22 protein-coding genes are annotated in these 22,758 nt (G+C 53.5%); 17 read left to right on the top strand and 5 right to left on the bottom strand.

Features of this window, described 5'->3' with window-relative positions; genetic code table 11:
- Positions 1 to 37: 37 nt before the first annotated feature.
- A complete protein-coding gene (gene rlmM / locus QUD59_RS13895) occupies positions 38 to 1,105 on the bottom strand; it encodes a 23S rRNA (cytidine(2498)-2'-O)-methyltransferase RlmM (RefSeq protein ID WP_286237710.1) in 1,068 nt (355 codons plus the stop codon).
- On the bottom strand, positions 1,102 to 1,641 hold the full coding sequence (locus QUD59_RS13890) for an alpha/beta family hydrolase (RefSeq protein WP_286237709.1): 540 nt from the start codon (positions 1,639 to 1,641) through the stop codon (positions 1,102 to 1,104). Before QUD59_RS13890 ends, rlmM begins: the two co-directional genes overlap by 4 nt.
- Positions 1,642 to 2,075: 434 nt before the next feature.
- On the opposite strand from QUD59_RS13890, the gene ccoN reads away from it, so the two are divergent.
- From ccoN to rdgC, 13 genes are all read left to right on the top strand, one after another.
- On the top strand, positions 2,076 to 3,506 hold the full coding sequence (ccoN, locus tag QUD59_RS13885; RefSeq protein WP_286237708.1) for a cytochrome-c oxidase, cbb3-type subunit I: 1,431 nt from the start codon (positions 2,076 to 2,078) through the stop codon (positions 3,504 to 3,506).
- Positions 3,507 to 3,525: 19 nt separating this feature from the next.
- On the top strand, positions 3,526 to 4,146 hold the full coding sequence (gene ccoO, locus QUD59_RS13880; protein WP_286237707.1) for a cytochrome-c oxidase, cbb3-type subunit II: 621 nt from the start codon (positions 3,526 to 3,528) through the stop codon (positions 4,144 to 4,146).
- Positions 4,147 to 4,153: 7 nt separating this feature from the next.
- Positions 4,154 to 4,342 (top strand): cbb3-type cytochrome oxidase subunit 3, encoded by a 189-nt coding sequence (locus QUD59_RS13875; protein ID WP_286237706.1) that lies wholly within the window; start codon positions 4,154 to 4,156, stop codon positions 4,340 to 4,342.
- Positions 4,339 to 5,232, top strand: a complete 894-nt coding sequence (gene ccoP / locus QUD59_RS13870) for a cytochrome-c oxidase, cbb3-type subunit III (protein WP_286237705.1) — start codon at positions 4,339 to 4,341, stop codon at positions 5,230 to 5,232. The genes QUD59_RS13875 and ccoP overlap by 4 nt, the downstream gene beginning before the upstream one ends.
- Positions 5,233 to 5,374: 142 nt before the next feature.
- Positions 5,375 to 6,799: a cytochrome c oxidase accessory protein CcoG gene (gene ccoG / locus QUD59_RS13865; protein ID WP_286237704.1), complete on the top strand. Its 1,425-nt coding sequence runs from the start codon at positions 5,375 to 5,377 to the stop codon at positions 6,797 to 6,799.
- A gap of 128 nt (positions 6,800 to 6,927) precedes the next feature.
- Positions 6,928 to 7,449: a FixH family protein gene (locus QUD59_RS13860; RefSeq protein WP_286237703.1), complete on the top strand. Its 522-nt coding sequence runs from the start codon at positions 6,928 to 6,930 to the stop codon at positions 7,447 to 7,449.
- Between the two features lie 18 nt (positions 7,450 to 7,467).
- Entirely contained in the window at positions 7,468 to 9,987 is a 2,520-nt protein-coding gene (locus QUD59_RS13855) for a heavy metal translocating P-type ATPase (RefSeq protein ID WP_286237702.1), read from the top strand.
- 33 nt (positions 9,988 to 10,020) lie between these two features.
- Positions 10,021 to 10,215: a cbb3-type cytochrome oxidase assembly protein CcoS gene (ccoS, locus tag QUD59_RS13850; RefSeq protein WP_286237700.1), complete on the top strand. Its 195-nt coding sequence runs from the start codon at positions 10,021 to 10,023 to the stop codon at positions 10,213 to 10,215.
- Entirely contained in the window at positions 10,208 to 10,870 is a 663-nt protein-coding gene (locus QUD59_RS13845) for a sulfite exporter TauE/SafE family protein (protein WP_286237699.1), read from the top strand. Before ccoS ends, QUD59_RS13845 begins: the two co-directional genes overlap by 8 nt.
- Positions 10,871 to 10,911: 41 nt before the next feature.
- Complete coding sequence (gene hemN, locus QUD59_RS13840) at positions 10,912 to 12,300, top strand: oxygen-independent coproporphyrinogen III oxidase (protein ID WP_286237698.1); 1,389 nt, start codon at positions 10,912 to 10,914, stop codon at positions 12,298 to 12,300.
- Between the two features lie 71 nt (positions 12,301 to 12,371).
- Positions 12,372 to 13,169, top strand: coding sequence for a fumarate/nitrate reduction transcriptional regulator Fnr (gene fnr, locus QUD59_RS13835; RefSeq protein WP_286237697.1), 798 nt, complete (start codon positions 12,372 to 12,374; stop codon positions 13,167 to 13,169).
- A 163-nt stretch (positions 13,170 to 13,332) separates the two neighbouring features.
- Complete coding sequence (locus QUD59_RS13830; RefSeq protein ID WP_286237696.1) at positions 13,333 to 13,875, top strand: adenine phosphoribosyltransferase; 543 nt, start codon at positions 13,333 to 13,335, stop codon at positions 13,873 to 13,875.
- 136 nt (positions 13,876 to 14,011) lie between these two features.
- Complete coding sequence (gene rdgC, locus QUD59_RS13825) at positions 14,012 to 14,926, top strand: recombination-associated protein RdgC (protein WP_286237694.1); 915 nt, start codon at positions 14,012 to 14,014, stop codon at positions 14,924 to 14,926.
- Between the two features lie 312 nt (positions 14,927 to 15,238).
- Here the strand turns inward: rdgC and QUD59_RS13820 are convergent, their stop codons facing one another.
- Complete coding sequence (locus QUD59_RS13820) at positions 15,239 to 15,748, bottom strand: DUF3087 family protein (protein WP_286237693.1); 510 nt, start codon at positions 15,746 to 15,748, stop codon at positions 15,239 to 15,241.
- Positions 15,749 to 15,854: 106 nt separating this feature from the next.
- On the opposite strand from QUD59_RS13820, the gene queE reads away from it, so the two are divergent.
- Positions 15,855 to 16,487, top strand: coding sequence for a 7-carboxy-7-deazaguanine synthase (gene queE, locus QUD59_RS13815; protein WP_286237692.1), 633 nt, complete (start codon positions 15,855 to 15,857; stop codon positions 16,485 to 16,487).
- Positions 16,488 to 16,517: 30 nt separating this feature from the next.
- Here the strand turns inward: queE and QUD59_RS13810 are convergent, their stop codons facing one another.
- Entirely contained in the window at positions 16,518 to 17,399 is an 882-nt protein-coding gene (locus QUD59_RS13810; RefSeq protein WP_286237691.1) for a bile acid:sodium symporter family protein, read from the bottom strand.
- 581 nt (positions 17,400 to 17,980) lie between these two features.
- Between QUD59_RS13810 and QUD59_RS13805 the strand changes: the two genes are divergently transcribed.
- A complete protein-coding gene (locus QUD59_RS13805; protein WP_286237690.1) occupies positions 17,981 to 19,159 on the top strand; it encodes a cation diffusion facilitator family transporter in 1,179 nt (392 codons plus the stop codon).
- The gene (locus tag QUD59_RS13800; protein WP_286237689.1) at positions 19,159 to 19,776 is read left to right on the top strand and encodes a YigZ family protein; all 618 of its coding nucleotides are present in this window, start codon (positions 19,159 to 19,161) and stop codon (positions 19,774 to 19,776) included. Before QUD59_RS13805 ends, QUD59_RS13800 begins: the two co-directional genes overlap by 1 nt.
- On the opposite strand, the gene QUD59_RS13795 is transcribed toward QUD59_RS13800, so the two are convergent.
- The gene (locus QUD59_RS13795; RefSeq protein ID WP_286237688.1) at positions 19,758 to 21,404 is read right to left on the bottom strand and encodes a SulP family inorganic anion transporter; all 1,647 of its coding nucleotides are present in this window, start codon (positions 21,402 to 21,404) and stop codon (positions 19,758 to 19,760) included. The genes QUD59_RS13800 and QUD59_RS13795 overlap by 19 nt on opposite strands.
- Positions 21,405 to 21,701: 297 nt before the next feature.
- Here QUD59_RS13795 and QUD59_RS13790 point away from each other — a divergent pair, with 297 nt between their 5' ends.
- On the top strand, positions 21,702 to 22,727 hold the full coding sequence (locus tag QUD59_RS13790; RefSeq protein ID WP_286237687.1) for a GGDEF domain-containing protein: 1,026 nt from the start codon (positions 21,702 to 21,704) through the stop codon (positions 22,725 to 22,727).
- Positions 22,728 to 22,758 lie beyond the last annotated feature (31 nt).

The raw sequence follows: 22,758 nt of genomic DNA, 5'->3' as shown, positions 1-22,758 counted from the left end.
AAGGGATGCCACAAACACTCCGTTTCGGCATGCTTTTTTAAAGCCTGCGTAACAGACAGGTCACCTCTTCCCGGTCATGATAAAGATGCCGGGTTAACAACTCATAGGCCACACCCGCCTGCATACACCGCTCAGCAATGAGGTTAAGACAACCGATCACTTCCTGATAGCGCTGTTTCATCGGCAATTTAAGATTAAAAATCGCTTCGTTACAGTAACCATTGAGCACCCAATCCGCGGCCATCGCGGCAGTTTTAACCGGCTTATCCACCACATCGCACACCATCAGATTCACCGGCTGATCCGGTACGAAGCGATAGGCATCCTCCTGCACATGACGCACCTGACCTGACTCCATCAGCGCGGGCTGCATCGGCCCGTTATCCACGGCGGTAACAAACATACTGCGCTGCACCAACTGCCAGGTCCAGCCTCCCGGTGCCGCCCCCAGATCGACCGCAGTAGAACTGTGTGCAAGCCGGGTATCCCACTCCTCACGCGGAATAAACCAGTGCCATGCCTCTTCCAGCTTGAGGGTAGACCGGCTGGGCGCATCTTTGGGGAACTTCAGACGCGGCAACCCCATAGGCCAGGGCGCTGAATTTCTGACCGGCGCATAGCCCAGATAGAGCTGACTACCGCTCAGAGTGAACAACAATAAGCGTTGCGCACGATTTCGGGATTGTTTTTCCAAACCGCCGTTGCGCCTGAGATGCTGTGCCAGTGCCGAGCCGAATTTGCGTGCAAACCTCGCCATCTCCCGGCCTTCGGTGGTATCCGGATACTCCACCCAGAGCTCCGTAGCGGTGGGCAGATCCTGCAACAGCGCTGAGATCTGCCCGATCCGGTCATCAGGAGCCAGCTCCAGACACTCACCCACCAGCGCCCACTGGCGGATAAAAATAAATTCGCGAAAGCGGAGCTCGCGCAGCGCGCGTTCCCCATCCTCCGGTTGCTGCAGGTGAAACAGCAGGTAGCCATCATCGCTGTTCAGCGTGCAATAGCCATAGATACCAAGCGCTGCACACTGATCGGTAATCTCCGCGGCGGCTTCTTTTTCAAAACCGGCACGACACTGTAAAAGCAGACGATCTAAATCACTCAAGAGATGACTCCCGCTATGGCACTGACTACCGATAAGATATGTTGCTCCTGACTAAAACCTGAGGCTTTTCGCGGTTTAAGGTCATGATCACCATCCTCCAGCCAGTGTATATTCACTGAAGCTGGCAGATTGTACCTGCTCACCTCAGCAATGGAACCCATCGGGTCACGACTCCCCTGAAAGATATGCAACGGTTTTTGTAACTGCAGCAGATGTTCAGTACGCAGCTGGTCCGGCTTACCCCGGGGATGGAACGGATAGCCAAACACCAGACCAGCAGTGGCCGGTGATGCCTCCAGTAGCATTGAAGCCACCCTGCCACCCATCGATTTACCCGCCAGGAAGAGCGGCACATCGGCAGTATGAACCTGCTCAATCAGGGCGGTGTAGGCCTCCAGCAACTTTGGCATCCGATCCGGCGGACGACGCTTACCCTCTGCCCGACTCTTCGCCATGTAGGGAAACTCAAAGCGAATCACCTCGCAACCCAGATCAGCCAGCCCCAGTGCCATTGCCTGCATAAAATCGCTGTCCATGCCGGCTCCGGCGCCATGCGCAAGAATAACCCTGCCCGAAATAGGTTTTCCATTAATTAACACTGAGTTAGCCCTCCCGCAGACAAAAATCTGGTTTTTACGCCCGACCAAACTTGATTTACGTCAAATAATGCACGAATAAGCCTGAAAGATCGTCTCTAAAAACCTAGACACAGGTCAAAAAAAACCACTAAAGCGCTAAAAACTATTTTTTTATAACTAAAACAACTATACGAAATTAGTCATATTTTTCAGTGAGTTAGAAACACAAAACCACTAAAAGTAGGAGCCTTTGTCGACCAAAGAAGGAGGTGTGCACCTGCGACAAAATGCCTCATTGCAACCGCGAAACACATTGAAAACACGCCCCTATTCCAAGATAATTGCCTGCGAAACTGAAAATTTCCTTAATAGCTTGTTGATGAGAGCCTGACATGAGCACAGCAACTGAACACCCCACCTACAATTATAAAGTGGTGCGCCAGTTCGCCATAATGACAGTGATCTGGGGTATCGTCGGTATGACCGTCGGTGTCCTGATCGCTGCCCAGTTGGTTTGGCCTGCACTAAACTTTGATACCGCGTGGCTGACTTACGGTCGTCTGCGTCCACTGCATACCAACGCAGTTATCTTTGCATTCGGCGGCTGCGCCCTGTTTGCAACTTCTTACTACGTGGTCCAGCGTACGAGCCAGGTTCGCCTGTTCTCTGATGGCCTGGCAGCGTTTACCTTCTGGGGCTGGCAAGCAGTTATCCTGGCTGCAGCGATCACGCTGCCGATGGGTCTGACCTCTTCTAAAGAGTACGCTGAGCTGGAATGGCCGATCGACCTGCTGATCACCGTGGTCTGGGTAGCGTACGCTGTTGTGTTCCTGGGCACTGTGAAGATGCGTAAGACCTCCCACATCTACGTGGGTAACTGGTTCTACATGGCGTTCATCATCACCGTTGCTGTGCTGCACATCGTTAACAGTGCTGCGATCCCGGTAACCCTGTTCAAGTCTTACTCTGTCTACCCAGGTACTGTTGATGCAATGGTACAGTGGTGGTACGGCCACAACGCAGTAGGCTTCTTCCTGACTGCAGGCTTCCTGGGCATGATGTACTACTTCGTACCAAAACAGGCTGAGCGTCCAATCTACTCCTACCGTCTGTCCGTAGTGCACTTCTGGGCACTGATCGCGACTTACATGTGGGCGGGTGGTCACCATCTGCACTACTCCGCGCTGCCAGACTGGACTCAGTCTGTAGGCATGGTTATGTCCCTGATCCTGCTGGCTCCATCCTGGGGTGGCATGATCAACGGTATGATGACCCTGTCCGGCGCGTGGCACAAACTGCGTACCGATCCGGTACTGCGCTTCCTGGTTGTATCCCTGTCTTTCTACGGTATGTCTACCTTTGAAGGTCCAATGATGTCTATTAAGACAGTAAACGCGCTGTCTCATAACACTGACTGGACTGTGGGTCACGTACACGCGGGTGCACTGGGCTGGGTTGCTATGATCTCTATCGGTGCGGTTTACCACATGCTGCCTCGTCTGTTCGGTAAGGCTCAGATGTACAGCGTTGGTCTGATCAACACTCACTTCTGGCTGGCCACCGTTGGTACTGTACTGTACATCTGTGCGATGTGGGTTAACGGTATCCTGCAGGGTCTGATGTGGCGTGCAGTTAACGAAGACGGCACCCTGACTTACAGCTTCGTTGAGGCGCTGGAAGCTTCTCACCCGGGTTACTTCGTACGCTGGCTGGGCGGCATGTTCTTCCTGACAGGTATGGTTCTGATGGCCTACAACACTTGGCAGACTGTTCGTAAGGGCAGCACTGCACCAGAAGCTGAAGCTTCTGCACAGGCAGCTTAAGGTCAAGGAGCAGATAGAAATGATCAAACACGAAACTATTGAAAAGAATATCGGCTTAATGATCCTGCTGGTCATCATCGTGATCAGTGGCGGTGGTCTGGCCGAGATCGTACCTCTGTTCTTCTCAACTTCAACCACCAAGCCGATTGAAGGTCTGCGTACCTATACGCCGCTGGAGTTTGAAGGCCGTGACATCTACATCCGTGAAGGTTGTAACGTATGTCACACTCAGATGATCCGCCCGTTCCGTGCGGAAACTGAGCGCTACGGTCACTTCTCCACCGCTAACGAGTTTGTTTTTGAATACCCGCACCTGTGGGGCTCAAAACGTACCGGTCCTGACCTGGCTCGTGTAGGTGGTCGTTACTCCGATGACTGGCACCGTGCTCACCTGTACAACCCACGTGATGTTGTACCTGAGTCCAAAATGCCTTCTTACCCATGGCTGTTCGAAAACAAGCTAACCGGTAAGGACACCGTTAAGAAAATGGAAGCACAGCAATCTCTGGGTGTTCCATTTACTGACGAACAGATCGCGGGTGCACAGGATGCTGTTCAGGGCAAATACGAGATCGACGCTCTCGTAGCATACCTGCAGGCGCTGGGCAAAATGCATTCTGAATACACCAACAAGCGGTAAGTAACGCGTGAGTTACGAAGTTTATGGTCCATACATTCCGGTCGTGATGCTGATCACGTTCCTGGCCCTGTTTGCCTGGGTTCTCAACCCTAAGAACAAGTCCAAATATGATGAGGCAGCTAACATGCCTCTTCAGGAACCTGATGATGAGCCGGCCGTGAACAGTGAGATCAATAACGGGAGAAATGAAAAATGAGTGCTTTCTGGAGCGCGTGGGTAACCGTAATTACCCTGGCAGTCATCTTTGGTTGTACCTGGCTGCTGTTCGCCACTCGCAAGGGCGAAACACACAAAGAAACGACAGAAGAAACCCTCGGCCATGCTTTCGATGGAATCGAAGAGTATGACAACCCGCTGCCACGCTGGTGGTTTCAGATGTTCGTTGGTACCGTAATTTTCGGTCTCGGCTATCTGACACTGTACCCGGGTCTGGGTAACTTCCAGGGCCTGCTGGGCTGGTCTTCTCACGGTCAGTGGGAAGAAGAGATGCAGCATGCTGAAGAAACTTACAAGCCGGTGTTTGCTAAATATGCAGCCCTGCCTGTAGAAGACCTGACCAAACCTGAAAATGCGACCGGTCTTAAAATGGGTCAGCGCATGTTCGCCAACAACTGCTCCGTCTGTCACGGCACTGCAGCCACCGGCGCACACGGCTTCCCTAACCTGACCGATGCTGACTGGCTGTACGGCGGTGAAGCTGCCACAATCAAGGCTTCTATCACTAACGGTCGTAACGGTGCAATGCCACCATGGGGCGCAGTACTGGGCGAAGAAGGTGTACGTGATGTAACCAGCTACGTTCTGTCTCTGAGCGGCAACCAGGTTGATGCTGAAGCATCCGCCCGCGGTGAAACTCAGTTCAAGGCTCTGTGTACAGCTTGTCACGGCGCTGACGCTAAAGGCATGGCAGTACTGGGCGCACCAAACCTGACTGACGATGTATGGCTTTACGGCGGCACCTTTGAAAAAGTTGCCCACAGCATTCGTAACGGTCGTAACGGTGTAATGCCTGCTCACAAAGATCTGCTCAGCGATGAGAAGATCCACCTGATCACTGCTTACGTTTACAGCCTGTCCAATAAATAAGGACTTCTGAAGCAGAATAAAAAGGCGATATGATGCAGATCATGTCGCCTTTTTTTGTGCGACACTATTATAATATTCGAGTTTTCTAATACATGAGCATGTATCAGAAAGTGAGGTCCTCTATTTACTGGTGAGCAACAGTATGAGTCAGATACCGGTTAAAGACGTTACCCCGAAGTCAAAGAAAGGCCAGGGGGAAAGCTATGACCTGTATGCCAAACGTGAGCATATTTACGTAAAGCACTACACAGGTCTCTTCAAAAAATTCCGCCAGATCAGCAGCTTTGTTATGTTGCTGATGTTTTTTGGTTTCTCCTGGATTACCTGGGATGGCCGTCAGGCGGTACTGTTCGATCTGCCAAACCGACAGTTCCACGTGTTTGGTATGACGTTCTGGCCACAGGATTTTATGCTGCTGTCATGGCTGCTGATTATCCTCGCCTTTGCCCTCTTCTTCTTTACCGTATTTGCCGGACGACTCTGGTGCGGATACGCCTGCCCTCAGTTTGTCTGGACCTGGATCTACATCTGGATCGAGAACTTTACCGAAGGTGATCGTAACCAGCGCATGAAAATGGACAAACAGAAAGGCTGGAGCGGTGAAAAGCTGCGTCGCAAAGGCTTTAAGCACCTGCTGTGGATTTTGTTTTCAGTCGCTTCGGCTATAGCGTTTGTGGGTTATTTCTCCCCGATCAAAGAACTGATCCCGAGCATTCTCGCCTGGGAACTTGGCCCCTGGGAAACCTGGTGGCTGGGCTTCTTCACCGTCGCGACCTATGGCAATGCCGGCTGGTTACGGGAGCAGGTCTGTATCTACATGTGCCCTTATGCACGCTTTCAGTCCGTGATGTTCGATCAGGATACCCTGATCATCTCCTACGATGAAAAGCGCGGAGAAAATCGTGGCAAACGCAAGAAAGGTTCAGACTACAAAGCCCAGGGGCTGGGTGACTGTATCGACTGTAACGCCTGTGTTCACGTCTGCCCGGTAGGCATAGATATACGTGATGGCCTGCAGTATGAGTGTGTTGCCTGCGGAGCCTGTGTGGATGCCTGTGATGACATGATGGAACGGGTTGGCTACCCCAAAGGTCTGGTGCGCTACACGACTGAACACCAGCTTGACGGTAACAAAACCCATATTCTGCGCCCTCGCCTGATCGGTTATTTTGCCGTGCTCTGCGCCATGTTCATCGCTTTCGGCTATACCCTTTTCAGCCGGGTACCGCTGGAAGTTGATATTCTGCGCGACCGTGGTCAGCTCTATACTGAGGCATCCAGCGGTAAAATCGAGAATGTTTATACCCTGAAACTTGCCAACAAAGAGCAGGTTGACCATGACTACAGTATCGCGGTTGAAGGGCTCGATGGGTTGGAATACGTCGGTGATACTCAGGTTACCATCAGGTCCGGGGAGTTGCTGGATCTGCCGATCCGCCTGCAGATCGACCCACGCTACCTGGACCGGTCAAATACCAATATCCGGTTCCGGGTTCAGGCACTTGATGATCCATCGATTCTGATCGAAGAGGAGAACCGGTTTATCGGCCCGGCCCCCAAACGCTGAACTGATTCGGGTCAATTCTGAGGGGCGAAAATCGCCCCCAAACCTGAAATAAATAGGTTAGAATAGCTGCTTTGTCCGGGCCGGAGACTCTGCCCGACTTTGCAGCTATTTTTTTGGGTAGAGATTCGATGAGTAACAGCAGTAACAACTCGGTAGCGCCATGGTACAAACAGCCCTGGCTGTGGTTCATTCTTGCACCGCTGATTGCGGTCTTTATTTACGGTACATTCTTCCTCTACATCGCGATCACCACCAGCGATGGCATTGTTAAAGACGACTACTACAAAGTTGCCCGCGGACATTTTGTCGATAGCAGCAAAGCCCAGAAAGCGATTGACCTGGCAATCGGCGGCACCCTGCAACTGGATAACCTCACCGGCGACCTGATGCTGCATTTCAGAAGCAACCAGACTGAGAAACCCGCCCTGCTGATTCTCGATATCATCAGCCCGACGCATCAGAAATATGACCAGAAAATCACGCTGAAACGTGTCGATGGTACCAACGCCTATACAGGCAACCTGAAATCCAGCCTTAAGGGTAAACGTTATATTCTGCTGGAAGCGGAAGATGCCACCTGGCGCCTGCGCACAGAATCTAACCCGCCTTACGATCAGAAGACTATTGAACTGACGGCGTCGTTAAAATAAACAGGGCGGGGTACGTCAGTGCAGGATCTTAATAGCACCGGCCTGGAGCAGTCCGCTGATTGTTATCACTGTGGACTGACAATTCCGCCCGGAACCCGGTATCAGACCCTTATCAACGGTGAGCCCCGGCAGATGTGCTGCCCGGGCTGTCAGGCCGTCGCGCAGACCATTGTCGACAGCGGCCTGGACAACTATTACAAACACCGTTCCGAATCGGCTTACTCGCCCGATATCAACAGTAAAGAGCTGCCCGACAGCCTGTTGCTTGAACTGGGATTGTATGACGATGAAAGCGTCCAGAGCGATTTTGTCACGCATCAGGATAACTCTGCAGAAGCCATTCTCGTCATTGAAGGTATTACCTGTGCAGCCTGTGTCTGGCTGCTGGAAAACCATATCCGCAAGATCGACGGCGTCAGTAAGGTTCACGTTAACCTGACCAATCACAGGGCACGGATCAGCTGGCAGCCAGAAACCTGTAAGCTGAGCCACATTCTGGCCGAGATCTACCGCATCGGCTACCAGGCGCACCCCTACCACCCGGATAAAGAAGAACAGCTTCTCGAGCAGGAGAAGAAGCGGGCCACTCGCCGTCTGGGGGTTGCCGGCATCGGCATGATGCAGACCATGATGATGGCTGTTGCACTCTACGGTGGCGCCCTTCAGGGTATCGATGACAAATACGTCACGTTTATCCGCTGGGCCAGCATGGTGATCGCCACGCCCGTTATACTCTACTCTGCACGCCCTTTTATTCTGGCTGCGATCCGGGATATCAAAACCCGCCACCTGACGATGGATGTGCCGGTATCTATTGCCATCTACGGTGCTTATCTCGCCAGTGTCTGGGCAACCCTGACCGATAGCGGTGAAGTCTACTTCGACTCGGTCACGATGTTCACGTTCTTCCTGCTAATCGGCCGCTTCCTCGAAATGACGGCCCGTCATCGTACTGGCCGCGCGGGCAATGCGCTGCTGAACCTGTTACCCGCCAGCGCCATAAAACTGGTAGCGGGCGAGGAGCAACTGGTGCCGGCCAGCGATCTGAAAACCGGAGACCGGGTCCTGATCAAACCCGGCCATACAATCCCGGCCGATGGCATCATTGTCGCGGGCAGCAGTTCTGTAGACGAGTCAGCCCTGACCGGTGAATACCTGCCCATTCGTAAAGAAACCAGCGCGAAGGTTGTCGGCGGTACCATCAATGTCGAAAACCCGATCGAGATAGAAATTACTGAAGTTGGCGGCCAGACTCAGCTCTCCGCCATCGTTCGCCTGCTGGAGCGTGCTCAGGAGGAGAAACCCCGGAGCGCTCAGATCGCCGATAAAGTGGCCAGCTATTTTGTCGCCGCGGTTCTGCTGACCGCCAGTGGCGTCGGCTTTGGCTGGTGGGTTGTTGATCCGGCCAATGCATTCTGGATTACGCTGTCGGTACTGGTTGTTACCTGCCCCTGCGCGTTGTCGCTTGCCACACCAACAGCCCTGACCGCAGCAACCGGCACCCTGCGTCAGAACGGCTTGCTGATCACCCGTGGGCATGTGCTCGAGAGTCTGGCAAACGCCACTCATATTGTCTTCGATAAGACCGGCACACTGACAGAAGGCAACCTTAGCCTGCAGGAGGTTATTCCGCTTAAGAACAACGATAGCGACCGGGCCACAAGAATTGCTGCAGCGCTGGAGCAACACAGCGAACACCCGATTGCTAAAGCTTTCCATGATCAGGCAGGCACGCTCAAAGCCACCTCGATTGAAGCCGAGCTCGGGCAAGGTCTGCAAGGGTGCATTGACGGACTCACCTATCGGATCGGCAAACCAGAATACTCCGCTGCAATCAGTTCGCAGCCGACTCCTGAGCTGCCGGCCAGCAGCGGTCAATGGCTCCTGCTCTGTTCAGATCAGGGGGCGATCGCCTGGTTCCGCCTGAATGATCAATTACGCCGTGAAGCCCGCGAAGCGATCTCTCTGCTGCAGGGGCTCGGTTTGCAGTGTGAGATGCTGACCGGTGATAACTCATCCGCCGTCAGTGAAGTGGCCGGGCAACTGGGCATCAACCAGACAATATCCGGCGTCTCTCCGGCAGAGAAGCTGGAACACGTCAAGCGCCTGCAGACCGAAGGGGCTCAGGTGATGATGGTCGGTGATGGTATCAACGACATTCCTGTTCTGGCCGGAGCCCAGACCTCAATCGCCATGGGCAGCGCCACCGATCTGGCTAAAACCAATGCCGATGGTGTACTGATCAGCCACGACCTGTTACGCCTGGTTGACGGGATCCTCCTGTCGCGTAAAACTCAGCGGGTGATCCGCCAGAATCTGGGCTGGTCTTTATGCTACAACCTGATGGCCCTGCCGCTGGCTGCGCTGGGCTTTATCGCTCCGTGGATGGCGGCACTGGGTATGTCCGCCAGCTCTCTGGTGGTTGTCGGTAACGCCATGCGCCTCAACCGTTTGCCAAAAAGACCGATAAGTCTGTCTCAGATCAGTGTCACTCGCCCTGTTGAAACTGACTCGGCCGCCTTAAATCAGGTAGAATAGACAACCTCTAATCAAACAAGTCACCGGCTATCCATGGACATTATTTTTCTGCTTATACCGATCGCCATTGTCCTGGCAGGATGTGGCATCTGGGCTTTCTTCTGGAGCGTCAATACCGGCCAGTATGAAGATCTGGAAAGCCCGGCCCACAGTATCCTGTATGAGGATGACGAAGATCTGATCCCGAAAGATGCACGGGTCAATGAGGATTCAGCCAGGCATGACTGAAGCGCTGGCTCTGCCCACGGCTTTCTTTCTTGGCCTGCTGGGAGGAACCCACTGCCTGGGTATGTGTGGTGGTATCGCCGCCACGGTCGCAATGGGCAACCCCGGCGGTAAACAAAACCCGTGGCTGCTGCTCGGTTACAACAGCGGCCGGATATTCAGTTATGCCATCGCCGGCGCGCTGCTTGGCAGCCTGAGCTGGCTGATAGAAAACCCGGTGATTCAGCTCGCCCTGCGTACCTTTGCCGGGCTGATGCTGGTGCTGATGGGGCTTTATATTGCCCAGTGGTGGCAGCTACTGACCCGACTGGAGCAGGCCGGCGGCATTCTCTGGAAACAGATCAGCCCACTGGCCAGCCGGCTACTGCCGGTACGTAACCTGAAACAGGCTTTACTACTCGGCATGCTCTGGGGCTGGCTTCCCTGTGGACTGGTTTACAGCACCCTGATCTGGGCATCTGCGGCTTCGGACTGGAGCAAGAGCGCCGCCCTGATGGCTGCATTTGGCCTCGGCACCCTGCCGGCGATGCTGCTTACCGGGATGCTGGCCGCGCAGATGAAGCAACTGCTGCAAAAGCGCATGACAAAACATATTTCAGGCAGCCTGATTATCCTCATGGGGTTATACACCATCCCATGGCAGGGGCTGGCAGCCTGACTAACCCGCTACTGCGGGATCGCACATATGAGGAATACTAAGTGGAAAATACACTGATTAAATGGGATCTGGACCTGATCAAACGTTACGACCTGTCAGGCCCGCGTTATACCTCATACCCGACCGCAGTACAGTTCGACCCTCAACTGTCCCCGGCAGATCTGGTGGAAACCGGACAGACCAGCGCCGATCTGACTGCACCGCTTTCACTTTACGTGCACATCCCGTTCTGCGAACACGTTTGCTATTACTGCGCCTGCAACAAAGTTATCACCCGCAACCGGAAAAAAGCCCAGCCTTATCTGGATACCGTTTATCGTGAGATGGAAAAACTGGCGGGCTGGTACAGTCACAACCGCCCGGTTACCCAGTTGCACTGGGGTGGCGGCACGCCGACCTTTATCAGCCACGAACAGATGATCGAGCTGATGGGGCAGATGCGTAAACACTTTAACCTGCTGGATGATGACAGCGGCGACTACTCCATCGAGATCGACCCGCGTGAAGCCTCACTGGAAACCATTCAGGTGCTGCGCGATATCGGATTTAACCGGATCAGTCTGGGCCTGCAGGATATTGACCCTAAAGTGCAGGAAGCCGTTAACCGCGTACAATCGGTTGAACAGACCGCTGCGATTCTTGAAGAAGCCCGCCGTCTGGGCTTCCGCTCGCTGAACCTGGACCTGATCTACGGCCTGCCTTATCAGACCCTCGAAGGCTTTAACGCCACGCTGGATAAGGTCATCGAGATGAATCCTGATCGACTCTCGGTATTTAACTACGCCCATCTGCCGGACCGTTTCCGCCCACAGCGTCACATTCAGGAAGATACCCTGCCTAGCCCGGAAACCAAGCTGGCTATCCTTGAATCCACCATCAATAAACTGCTGCAGGCGGGCTACGTTTACATCGGCATGGATCATTTTGCCAAGCCTGACGATGAGCTGGCCGTTGCACAGCGCACCGGCAACCTGCACCGGAACTTTCAGGGTTACACCACCCATGCAGAGTGTGATCTTGTGGCGATGGGTGTTTCAGCCATCAGCCAGATCGGCTCGGTCTACTATCAGAACGAGCATGAGATGAGCGCTTACAGTGCAGCGGTTGAAACCAATCAACACGCTATCAAGCGCGGTGTAAAACTGACCCGGGACGATATTATCCGGCGTCATGTGATCACCCAGTTAATCTGTCATTTCGAGCTGGACAAAGCCCCTGTCGAATCCCTGTTTGGTATCGACTTCGACAGCTACTTTGCTGATGCCCGACAGGAACTGGCAGCATTTGCTGAAGATGGTCTGGTAAAAATGGACGAAAACAGCATTCAGGTCTCCCCTTCGGGACGCCTGCTGATCCGTCGGATCTGCATGGCATTTGACGCCTATATACCGAAAGACCAGAGTTCGCAGCGCTTCTCGCGGATTATTTAACTTTTAGAATGCGGTGAAATATTACATAATCCTTAAGCAGCCGTTTTATCGAACCATTACAGGATTAAATCATGGGTGACAACAAGGCAACCGAAGGAAAGTTGCGAAGTCTGCAACAGGTCAGCTGTAATACATGTAGCTTAAGTTCACTGTGTCTTCCGGTGTCACTGGATATGACAGAGATGGAACGGCTGGATGATATTATTGAAAAAAGCCGCCCACTGAAGAAAGGCGAACACCTGTTCCATCAGGGTGGCGTCTTCGATAGTGTCTATGCCATCCGTGCCGGCACGGTGAAAACCTACACCATCACCAACGAAGGCGAAGAGCAGATCACCGGTTTTTATTTCCCCGGCGAGCTGGTCGGCATGAGTGGTTTCGATAACAACGAATACCCGGTTTCCGCCAAGATTCTGGAAACCACCACGGTCTGCGAAATTCCGTTTGAACGCCTCGATGAGCTGTCTGGTCAGTTACCTGAACTTCGCCGCCAGTTGCTGCGCACCATGAGTAAAGAGATTCGTGAAGAGCAGCAGATGATGCTGCTGCTATCGAAGAAAAACGCGGAGGAGCGGGTTGCAACGTTCCTGATTAAGCTGTCACAGCGCTTCAAACTGCGTGGCTATTCTGAGACCAGTTTCCGTCTTTCTATGTCCCGTAACGAGATCGGCAATTATCTTGGGCTGGCGGTAGAAACTGTCAGCCGTATCTTCACCCGTTTTCAGAAATCCAACCTGCTGCAGGTTGAGGGTAAAGAGGTTCACATCGAGGATCTGGAAAAACTGTACATTCTCTCCGGAGAAAACCCGCTCAGCGATACCAGCGAACCTGCAATCACGGCTGCCTGTGGAAAAAGCAACTGTTCCTGAGACAGGTCGATAAATAAAAAGGCACCGCTAATCAGATTAGCCGGTGCCTGCCAGTTTCACGATTAAGTAGCCATCTCAATGTGTAACCCAACCGCTACATTAAATCGTCTTCCCCCTTTTAAATCATTGAGCCAAGTCAAGGCGTACCATCGAGGAGTTTTTCATGTCTTATGACGAGTGTTATGTGAAGTCAGTTATCCGCACGATTTCTGACTGGCCGGAACCGGGCGTTCAATTCCGAGATATCACACCGCTGTTCAAGGACCCGAAAGCACTGCGCATGATCTCTGACGCCTTTATTCAGCGTTATATCGATACCGAGATTACACATATTGCCAGTATCGACGCACGCGGCTTCCTGATCAGTTCCATCATGGCCTACCACCTGAATATCCCACTGGTTCTGGTACGTAAAAAAGGCAAACTTCCGGGCAAAACTATCCATCAGGAATACAAGCTGGAATACGGCACTGCGGCCGTTGAAATGCAGATAGATTCCGTGGGTCCGGGTGACCGCGTACTGGTATTTGATGACCTGATCGCCACCGGCGGAACCATCCTCGCTGCCTGCGGCCTGATCAAAGAGCTGGGCGCGGAAGTATACGAAGCAGCCGCGCTGATCGACCTGCCAGACTTGCAGGGCTCCAGCAAAATTCAGGATTCCGGTATTCCCGTACACACCCTGCTGGCCTACGAAGGCCTCTGATCCTGTTTGCGATGCCGGCATCACCCCGGCATCGCAATATCCCCGCCCGCCCCATTCCGGCTTTTTTTGCACCACCTCTTCCATAGCCGTAAATTCTTGCTACCATGCACTGCCTTTTTGCCTAACCGGAGCGCTTATGTGGTTTAAGAATGTCATCTTCTATCGTCTCAATGAATCCTTTGACTACAGCCAGGAACAGTTGCAGGAGAAACTGAAAGAGCAGGCTTTTACCCCCTGTCGCAGTCAGGAGCTGAGCCGCTATGGTTGGGTATCGCCCTGCAGTCAGTTAGATGACGTGCTGGCCCACGAGGTCCATGGCATGGTGATGCTGGCGGCGCGTAAAGAGGAGAAGATCCTTCCCGGTACCGTTATCAAAGAGATGCTGTCGGAAAAGGTCGGCCTGATCGAGCAGGAACAGGCCCGTAAAGTATACAAAAAAGAGCGCGACCAACTGAAAGATGAGATCGTCCTCGACCTGTTGCCACGGGCATTCAGTAAATTCCAGCAGACCTGTGCGCTGATCGCGCCACAACAGGGCTGGATTGCGGTGGACGCCAGCAGTCATAAACGCGCAGAAGAACTGCTCAGCCATCTGCGTGGCACACTGGGCAGCCTGCCCATCGCCCTGCCCGACGTAAACCAGTCACCCTCTGCGGTCATGTCACACTGGCTGGAGAAACATGAAACCCTGCCGGAAGGGATCGATGTACTGGATGAGTGCGAGCTGCGTGACGATGTACTGGAAGGCGGTGTTATCCGGATTAAAGGGCAGCAGTTGGAAGACGAAGAGTTCATCGCCCATCTCGAGGCTGGCAAGCGGGTCGTCAAACTGGCGCTGGAATGGGATGAACAGCTTAAGTTTGTCCTGCAGGATGACTTGTCCATCAAACGCCTGAAGCTGAGCGAGCAGCTACAGGAGAAGATGAATGACGAAGCCGCAGAAGACGAGATCGCGCAGTTTGACGCAGATATGGTGCAGATGGGGCTCGAACTTGCCCGTCTCTACCCGGCCCTGCTCGCCGCCTTCGGTGGCGAGGCACAGCGACCGTAATACGAAATAGCCGGCAAATGCCGGCTATTTTCTCTTAAATTGCCAAAAGCTTTAATGGCAATGAACTATCCCGGTACTGTTGTCCATATGACAGCACTGACCTGGTGGTGAGCTTTTTCGACAACCTCCTCCATGAGCAACGGCCAGATTACTGACTAGAATGAGCGATACAGCTACCAAAAATGCCTTCATAATTGAATTCCCTCTACTTCATGTAAGAGCCACAAGTCCTTTTCAGGAAGCATAAGTGTAGTCAATCTAATCTGTTCAGCCAGATCCACAGGGATGCAGGCGATCAATTTCCTACCTTAGCTATTTCACCAGCAATAACATATCAATGCTGAACTGATCAGCATCCGCTTTCAGCCCCAGCGTTTCGCACTGACTCAGGAACTGAGCCTCACGCTCTTTACTCTCGTTGTAGCCGAATTCATTGCCATCCAGACTCTGCAGTTGCAGGGTCGCCTGATAATAGAAAGCCAGTACAATCGCGGCTGTGTCGTTCCCTTCCTCAAGCAGCTTTTCCCAGCGATGACGGTGATTCTGGATTTTCAGCGCCTGCCGTTTAAGGTTCCAGCCGTAGCGCAGTTCATCAAAATAAGGCTTCTTCACCAACTGAGAAAAAATCGCGATGGTAATCAGCAGTCCGGTCAAAACCCCGGCCAGATTGACCGCCATATTCTCCCCTTCCGGATTGCCATAATAGTGGCGCAGTGCAGCACTGATACTCAGACCCAGGGCGGCAAAAATCAGGCAGCCAATAATTCCGACCTTACGCTGCTTCTGCTTGTAAATTAGCTTATCAATCTGTTGTAGTTCCACGTATAACCCTTTAGCTGAAACTTGATGAATCGAATTAACTTGCAGTCCAAAACCGCAAGTGTAGACTTAGCGCCTTATCAACAAAGGCCCTTTCTATCACAGTCTGATGTATTCCGTAAAAGAGATTTTCTACAGCCTCCAGGGTGAAGGTGCGCAAGCTGGACGTGCATCAATTTTTTGTCGTTTCAGCGGCTGCAACCTCTGGTCAGGGCGGGAACAGGATCGGGCCGACGCGGTCTGTGATTTCTGTGATACCGACTTTGTCGGCACCGATGGGCAAAACGGTGGCAAGTTCAGCACGGCAGAGCAACTCTGCAGTTACCTGAAAACATTCTGGCCGGACAACAGCGGCAGCCGCCCCTACATCATCTTTACTGGTGGCGAACCGGCGCTGCAACTCGACCAGACACTGGTCGACTGCTGCCACGAACAGGGGTTCGAGGTGGCTATCGAAACCAATGGCACCAAGCCCCTGCCTGAATCTATCGACTGGATCTGTGTCAGCCCGAAAGCCGATGCTGAGGTGATTATTCAGCAAGGTAATGAACTGAAACTGGTCTACCCTCAGCCACTGGCGAAACCGGAGCAGTTTATCAACCTGGCGTTTGAACACTTTTATCTGCAGCCGCTGGATGGCCCTGCCCGGGCGATCTACACCCGGGAAGTGATCAGCTACTGCCTCCGTGATCCGCGCTGGAAGCTCAGCCTGCAAACCCACAAGACGCTGGGCATAGACTGAAACACCGGGCTCAACACAATAACTGAACCCTCAGGCCCCGCCCGGCAGACGTTGCTTTTGTGGCAGGTTGCGAGAGGCAATCAGCATAAATGCCGGCAGGTTCATCAGCAGCCCATAGATCAGCGCGCTGGCCGACATCTCAGCATTGTGCAGGATACCACCGGTCACCAGCAGCGCTGTCGCCGCGTTCTGAATACCCACTTCAACCGCTAAAGTCACTGCCTGTGCCGAGCTGAGGCGCATCTTCCGTGCCAGCAGATACCCCGCGCTCATCGCCAGAGTCACCAGCAACAACACCGCCGGCCCCAGAACCGAGATAAAGTCAGGCAGTTGATCCCAGTTGGCCCGTACGATACCTATGACGACCAACAGCAGAAACAGGCAGGATAAAACCTTTACCGGGCGTTCTGCTTTGCGACAGAAACCGGGCCAGCGCGCATTAATCAGTGTGCCGAGCAGCGCGGGTAACAGCGCAATCAGAAACAGCTTCAGCATCGCCTCAGCCACAGGGAAGTCCAGCGCCGCCTCCTGGCCCATCCAGTACGCCAGAGCCATACCGGTAAGCAGAGGCATAGTGAAAGGAGTTATCAGGCCTGAGAGGGCTGTCAGGCAGACAGAGAGGGCCGTATCCCCCCGCGCCAGAAGGGTAATCATATTCGAACTGGCCCCCCCGGGGGCAAAGGTCAGAATCATAATTCCCACAGCCAGCGCGGCAGGTAGCTGGAGCAGATTCACCACAGCAAAACCAAGACAAGGCAACAACAGTAACTGCACAAGCAGTGCAGCCATAACAACACCTGGCTGACGCAGGAGCAACCTGAATTCAGAAAGCTTCAGGGTCATCCCTACCCCCAGCATGATTGTGAAAAGTGCCAGTGGCAAAACCCACTGGGTCACAGCACCACTACCCATCTTATCTCCTTATTATCGCAGCTCAGGGAACCTGACTTTTTGGTCTGGGGAAAAGTAACCAATTAACACAGTCGGGTTCAACCCCTGTGATTATCGGGTTTTCCCGACCCTACCCACATTAGCTGTGGATAACACTGTTAATTAAGACTTCAAAACGTCATCTGAAGCCCATGATCTCTGGCACACTCTCGAACTGTTCAAAAAACATACAGCAATTGAAATGATTAATATTTTCAACAGGTTATATTTGTCAACACGCCATTCGGCGATTTTTAGCATGCCCTAAAAATGACGACTTCGCACCAATCGGGTGCCCGGTGCAAAACTATTTTATGAATGAAACATCAAGTTACAGCAGGTAACCGTTTTACCGTGCCTGAAGCATAATATTCAAACAAAGCCCTGAATAATCAATTCCACCTCAAACGCCACTCCATACAACACAGGCCCCACCATCAGACAGCACCCGGCACTGTTTCTGACCGAGCAGGAAAACAGCAATAAAACCTTACCGGTAACAAGTATCTGCTGTGACAAACTGCTAGGCTATGAGCAAAGATAACCAGCATCAGAACAGCCCTATGAATCGAGATCACGCCCAGAATAAAGCCGCCACCCGGGTCACCTGGATCGGTGCCGCACTGGACCTGTTTCTTGGCTTGCTGAAGATAGGTATCGGCATCATCGCTCATTCCAGCGCCCTGATTGCCGATGGTATTCACTCCCTTTCCGATCTGGTCACCGATTTTATGGTGGTATTGATTCTGCGGATCTCCGGCAAAGGCCCTGATCAGAACCACCCCTGGGGGCACGGTCATTTTGAGACACTCGGTACCGCCCTGCTTGGCAGTCTGCTGGTTGCCATCGCCGGAGCCATCGCTTATCACAGCCTGTATAACCTGCTGACTCAAACCCATTTTCAGATGCCTGAATGGCCAGCCCTGCTGGCGGCAGGCGTATCGATTCTCGGAAAAGAGTGGATCTACCGTTTTACCCTGCGGATCGGTCGGGAGATCGGTTCTGACCTGCTGATCGCCAACGCCTGGCACAGTCGCAGCGATGCCCTCTCCTCCATCGTTGTGTTCTTTGGTGTTGCCGGCGCAATGGCTGGCCTGCTCTGGCTCGATGCGGTAGCAGCGATTGCGGTGGCCCTGCTGGTCGCCAAGATCGGCTGGGATCTGACCTGGAACAGCCTGCGTCAATTAGTCGATACCGCCTTACCTGAAGAGCAGGTTCAGGCTTACCGGCAGCAGTTACTCCAGATCCACGGCGTGCGTGCGGTTCACGACTTTAAAACCCGGACCATGGGCAATCAGAAACTGCTGGAAATGCATATTCAGGTTGCCCCCCAGCTCAGCGCCTCAGAGGGGCACTTTATTGGTGAGCAGGCCTGTCGCCGGCTCCGTGAGTTCGATCAGATCGGTCATATCATCTATCACATCGACACCTATGATGATGCAGATACACCGCCCCTGACCGGTAACAGCACCCTGCTGCCAACACGAGAGCAGATCGAACCCGTACTGGATCAGTATCTGCAATCCCTGCTGCAGGAGCCTTTAACCTATCGCCTGCACCTGTTTTACAAACGCCAGCGGATCAATCTGGAGCTGCTGCTGCAACAGGAGGATATGCAAAGGCTGTTGCAGAGCGGGTATACTGAGGCACAAATCCGACAGGGCCTGATTGAGGCCTTCGAAAACGCCCCGCCGGGCACTGACTGGCTGGGAACTATTTTCCTCGCCTCAGGCAGTGAGTAATGACCCAATATTTTCCGGCACAGCCCTACTTTCAGCATGAAACCGAGGTTCGCCACAGCCGCTTTATCACCCACGTTGCACACTGCAGAACCCCCGGGGAAGCACAGTCATTCCGGCTCCGCATCAGTGCGGAACATGCCAAAGCGAACCACAACTGCTGGGCTCAGATAGCCGGAGACCGCGAGGATCTGAACTGCTGGGGCAGCCATGATGATGGCGAACCGAAAGGTACTGCCGGCAAGCCGATGCTGAACGTGTTAAGCCACAGCGAACTGTGTGAAATTGCGGTCGTTGTTACCCGCTACTTTGGCGGGATTAAACTGGGTGCGGGCGGTCTGGTCCGGGCATACAGTCAGGCGGTTCAGGAAGCACTGCAACGGCTCGAATGTCAGGAAAAAGTGGTGACCTTCCCCTTCTCCCTGACTCTGCCCCACTCACTGGTCGGTGATATTGAACAGATGCTCAGCAACTGCGAAATCGAAGTCGAAGGGCGTCACTGGAGCGAACTCCTGAGCATCACCGGCCGGGGCAGTGCCGGTAATCTGCAGCGTCTGCGTGAACAGCTTGACTCAGTGCGCCATCTGACCACTTATAAAGATCATGAGATTCGCTGGTAGGCGTCTTCGAGCGCCTCGAGCCGTTCCTCAAACAAAACGCTCTCAGGCAGACGGGCCAGTACCTGCATCCGCTCAAATACATGCCGGACAGAAGGACTCATACCAATAAAGTACACCTCTCGCTGAGCCTGCCGGGCATCAACGATCATGCTTTCAATCGCCATGGTGGTAGAGACATCCACCATCGGCACAGCCGTCATGTCGAACAAAAGAACTTCGTAAGGCTGGCTGTCAGCCAGCTTTTTGGTCATCCCTTTAACCGCCGCGTAACTGACCGGGCCGTCGATATGATAGAGCAGTAACCGGCCGCCCCCCTGACGCATAATCTCCTGCTCGCGGGCACTCAGTATTCCGGCCGTTTCAGCCTCAGCGCCGGAGATGACCCGAATCGAATCCAGTTGAATATCCGAGAGCCGCTTGATGGTAATAACGTTCGCCAGAAACACCCCCACCAGCACCGCAGTCACCAGATCGACAAAGACGGTGAGCCCCAGCACCAGCAACATCAGTACCACCACCACCGGTGGAGCCCGGTGCAACCGGCGCAGAAAATCCCAGTCGATAATATCGATCCCCACCTTGATCAGAATCCCGGCCAGCACCGCATGGGGAATGTGCTCCGCCAGTGGGCCTGCGCCCAGTACAATCAGCAGTAAAATCAACGCATGGGTTGCGCCTGAGATCGGAGTCTGACCGCCAGCACGGATATTCACCACCGTGCGCATGGTCGCCCCGGCGCCCGGCAGACCACCAAACAGGCCGGCCAGCATATTGCCTATTCCCTGACCGATCAGTTCACGGTCAGAGTCATGCTGAGTCTTACTCAGGTTATCGGCTACCAGTGACGTCAGCAGGGAATCGATCGAACCGAGTGCCGCCAGCATCACGGCCGCCAGTATCACCTCCTGCAGCAGATCAGGCTCAATCTGCGGCCAGTGCCACTGAGGTAAACCAGACGGGATCTCCCCGATGATCGCTATCGGCGCCTGTGGAAAGAGCCACAGGTAACCCAGAGTCCCCACCACCAGCGCAATCAGGGGCGCCGGTATCATCCGGGCCAGCGCTTTAGGACAGAAAAAAACAATCAGCAGGGTCAGCAGTGCCAGACCCAGCGCGGTCGGCTCAAATGTGGCGAGATTATGGGGTAGTGCCTGAATCGAGGCGAGCACCGAAGGCATAGACTCATGCCCCAGCAAAGGTGCCAGTTGCAACGCAATAATAATCAGGCCAATGCCGGTCATAAAACCGGAGATCACCGGAAAAGGCATCAGCGTAATATAGTTACCCAGACGGAACAGGCCGAACAGCATCTGCAGAAAGCCGCCCATCAGGACAACGGTAAACGCCAGCATTGGCCCCTGAACCGGATCGATGGCACTGAATTGAGTAAAGACCGCCGCCATCACCACCGTCATGGGGCCGGTGGGCCCGGACACCTGTGTGGGTGTGCCACCAAACAGGGCAGCAAAAAATCCGACGAAAATAGCACCGTAGATGCCGGCGATCGGTCCGGCCCCTGAAGAAACCCCAAACGCCAGAGCCAGAGGCAGGGCAACCACAGCCGCCGTCACCCCACCAAACAGATCACCGCGTAAATTGCGAAAGTGAATGCCGTTAACCAGTGCCATATCAAGCTACCGTCCGTCTGTGCTAACAAGAGATCCAGGTCAGACGACTGTACCACGTCTGTATAGCGCAGCGGCAACCCGGGAGATTCGATTATGGTCTAAAGCCCTGTCGGGATAAATTTCTTGAAGATTCCCACTCCCCTGCCGATACTGGTTTTAAGGGATTGCGGACTCAGCTAAGGAATTATTTGATTTATAACTATTTATATCGTTAAACGCTTGTTTTAATATTGCTGAGTCAACGCTAATTAATTTTCGCCACAGCTTAGTTTATTTTGTATAAGCGTTAGGGGAAGTATGAAGTTCTCTGAAAAAAACGGCCAGGCCGCTGAATACCTTCGTCAGGCGGTACCATTAATGGTCAGGCATAACATTCCACCCAACCCCCTCAACTATGCCCTCTGGTATACCTATGTCAGCGACCGGGTTCCGGAGCTGAACAGCCAGTTGGATAAAACCCTCAGCACATACGGCACCTGCCCTACGATGCTGAGCGAGCAACTGTTTCGTGAACATCTGATAAAAGATGAGATTCAGGGGGCTGAAGATATCCAGACCAGTCTGATCGGGCTGATCAATGACTTGCACGAACATGCCGGAGAGACCGCCGAGAAAACTGAAAATTTCAGCAATGTACTGGAAGACAGTCTGGAATCACTTCACGAACGGGAAAACGGTGAAACCTCACTGCCGCTGGAATCGATCATTCAGGCGCTGTCGGACCATACCAAGTCCGTTGGCGAAACCGCACGCCTGTTCCAGCAACGCATGCATGAAGCGCAGGCCGAAATTCAGGCGCTGAAAGAGGAGCTCAACAAAACCCGGCAGGATGCCCGTGTTGATCCCCTGACCAACCTGTTTAACCGCCGAGCCTTTGATGCCGAGCTTGACCAACTGACCGGGCTCGACAATCCCAGCCTGACCTCATCCTTTGTTCTGATCGATATCGATCACTTCAAACGCTTTAATGATACCTACGGTCACCTGATGGGCGACAAGGTGTTGCAGTATGTCGGCAACCTGCTCAAAGAGATCTGTAAAGAGCCTATGCTGCCGGTACGTTTTGGTGGTGAAGAGTTTGCCGTACTGATGCCGGGCGTGACCCAGCAACAGGCCGCCGATATTGCCGAACAGGTTCGCCTGAAGATCCAGGCGATCCGGATTAAACAGAAAAAATCCGGCGAGATCATTAGTTCAATTACCGCCTCATTCGGTGTTTCCCAGCTGATCACCGGTGAAACCTCAGAACAGTTGGTGGAGCGCACCGACAAAGCCCTCTATCAGGCCAAAAACAACGGCCGTAATCAGGTTGTCTGCGCCTGATACCTTATCCTCGCTGGAAGGGGTCAGGGGC

The sequence above is a fragment of the Neptuniibacter halophilus genome (assembly GCF_030295765.1).
GTDB lineage: Bacteria > Pseudomonadota > Gammaproteobacteria > Pseudomonadales > Balneatricaceae > Neptuniibacter > Neptuniibacter halophilus.
Note: the sequence above shows the minus strand (reverse complement) of the source record. Positions and strands in the feature narration are given on the sequence as shown.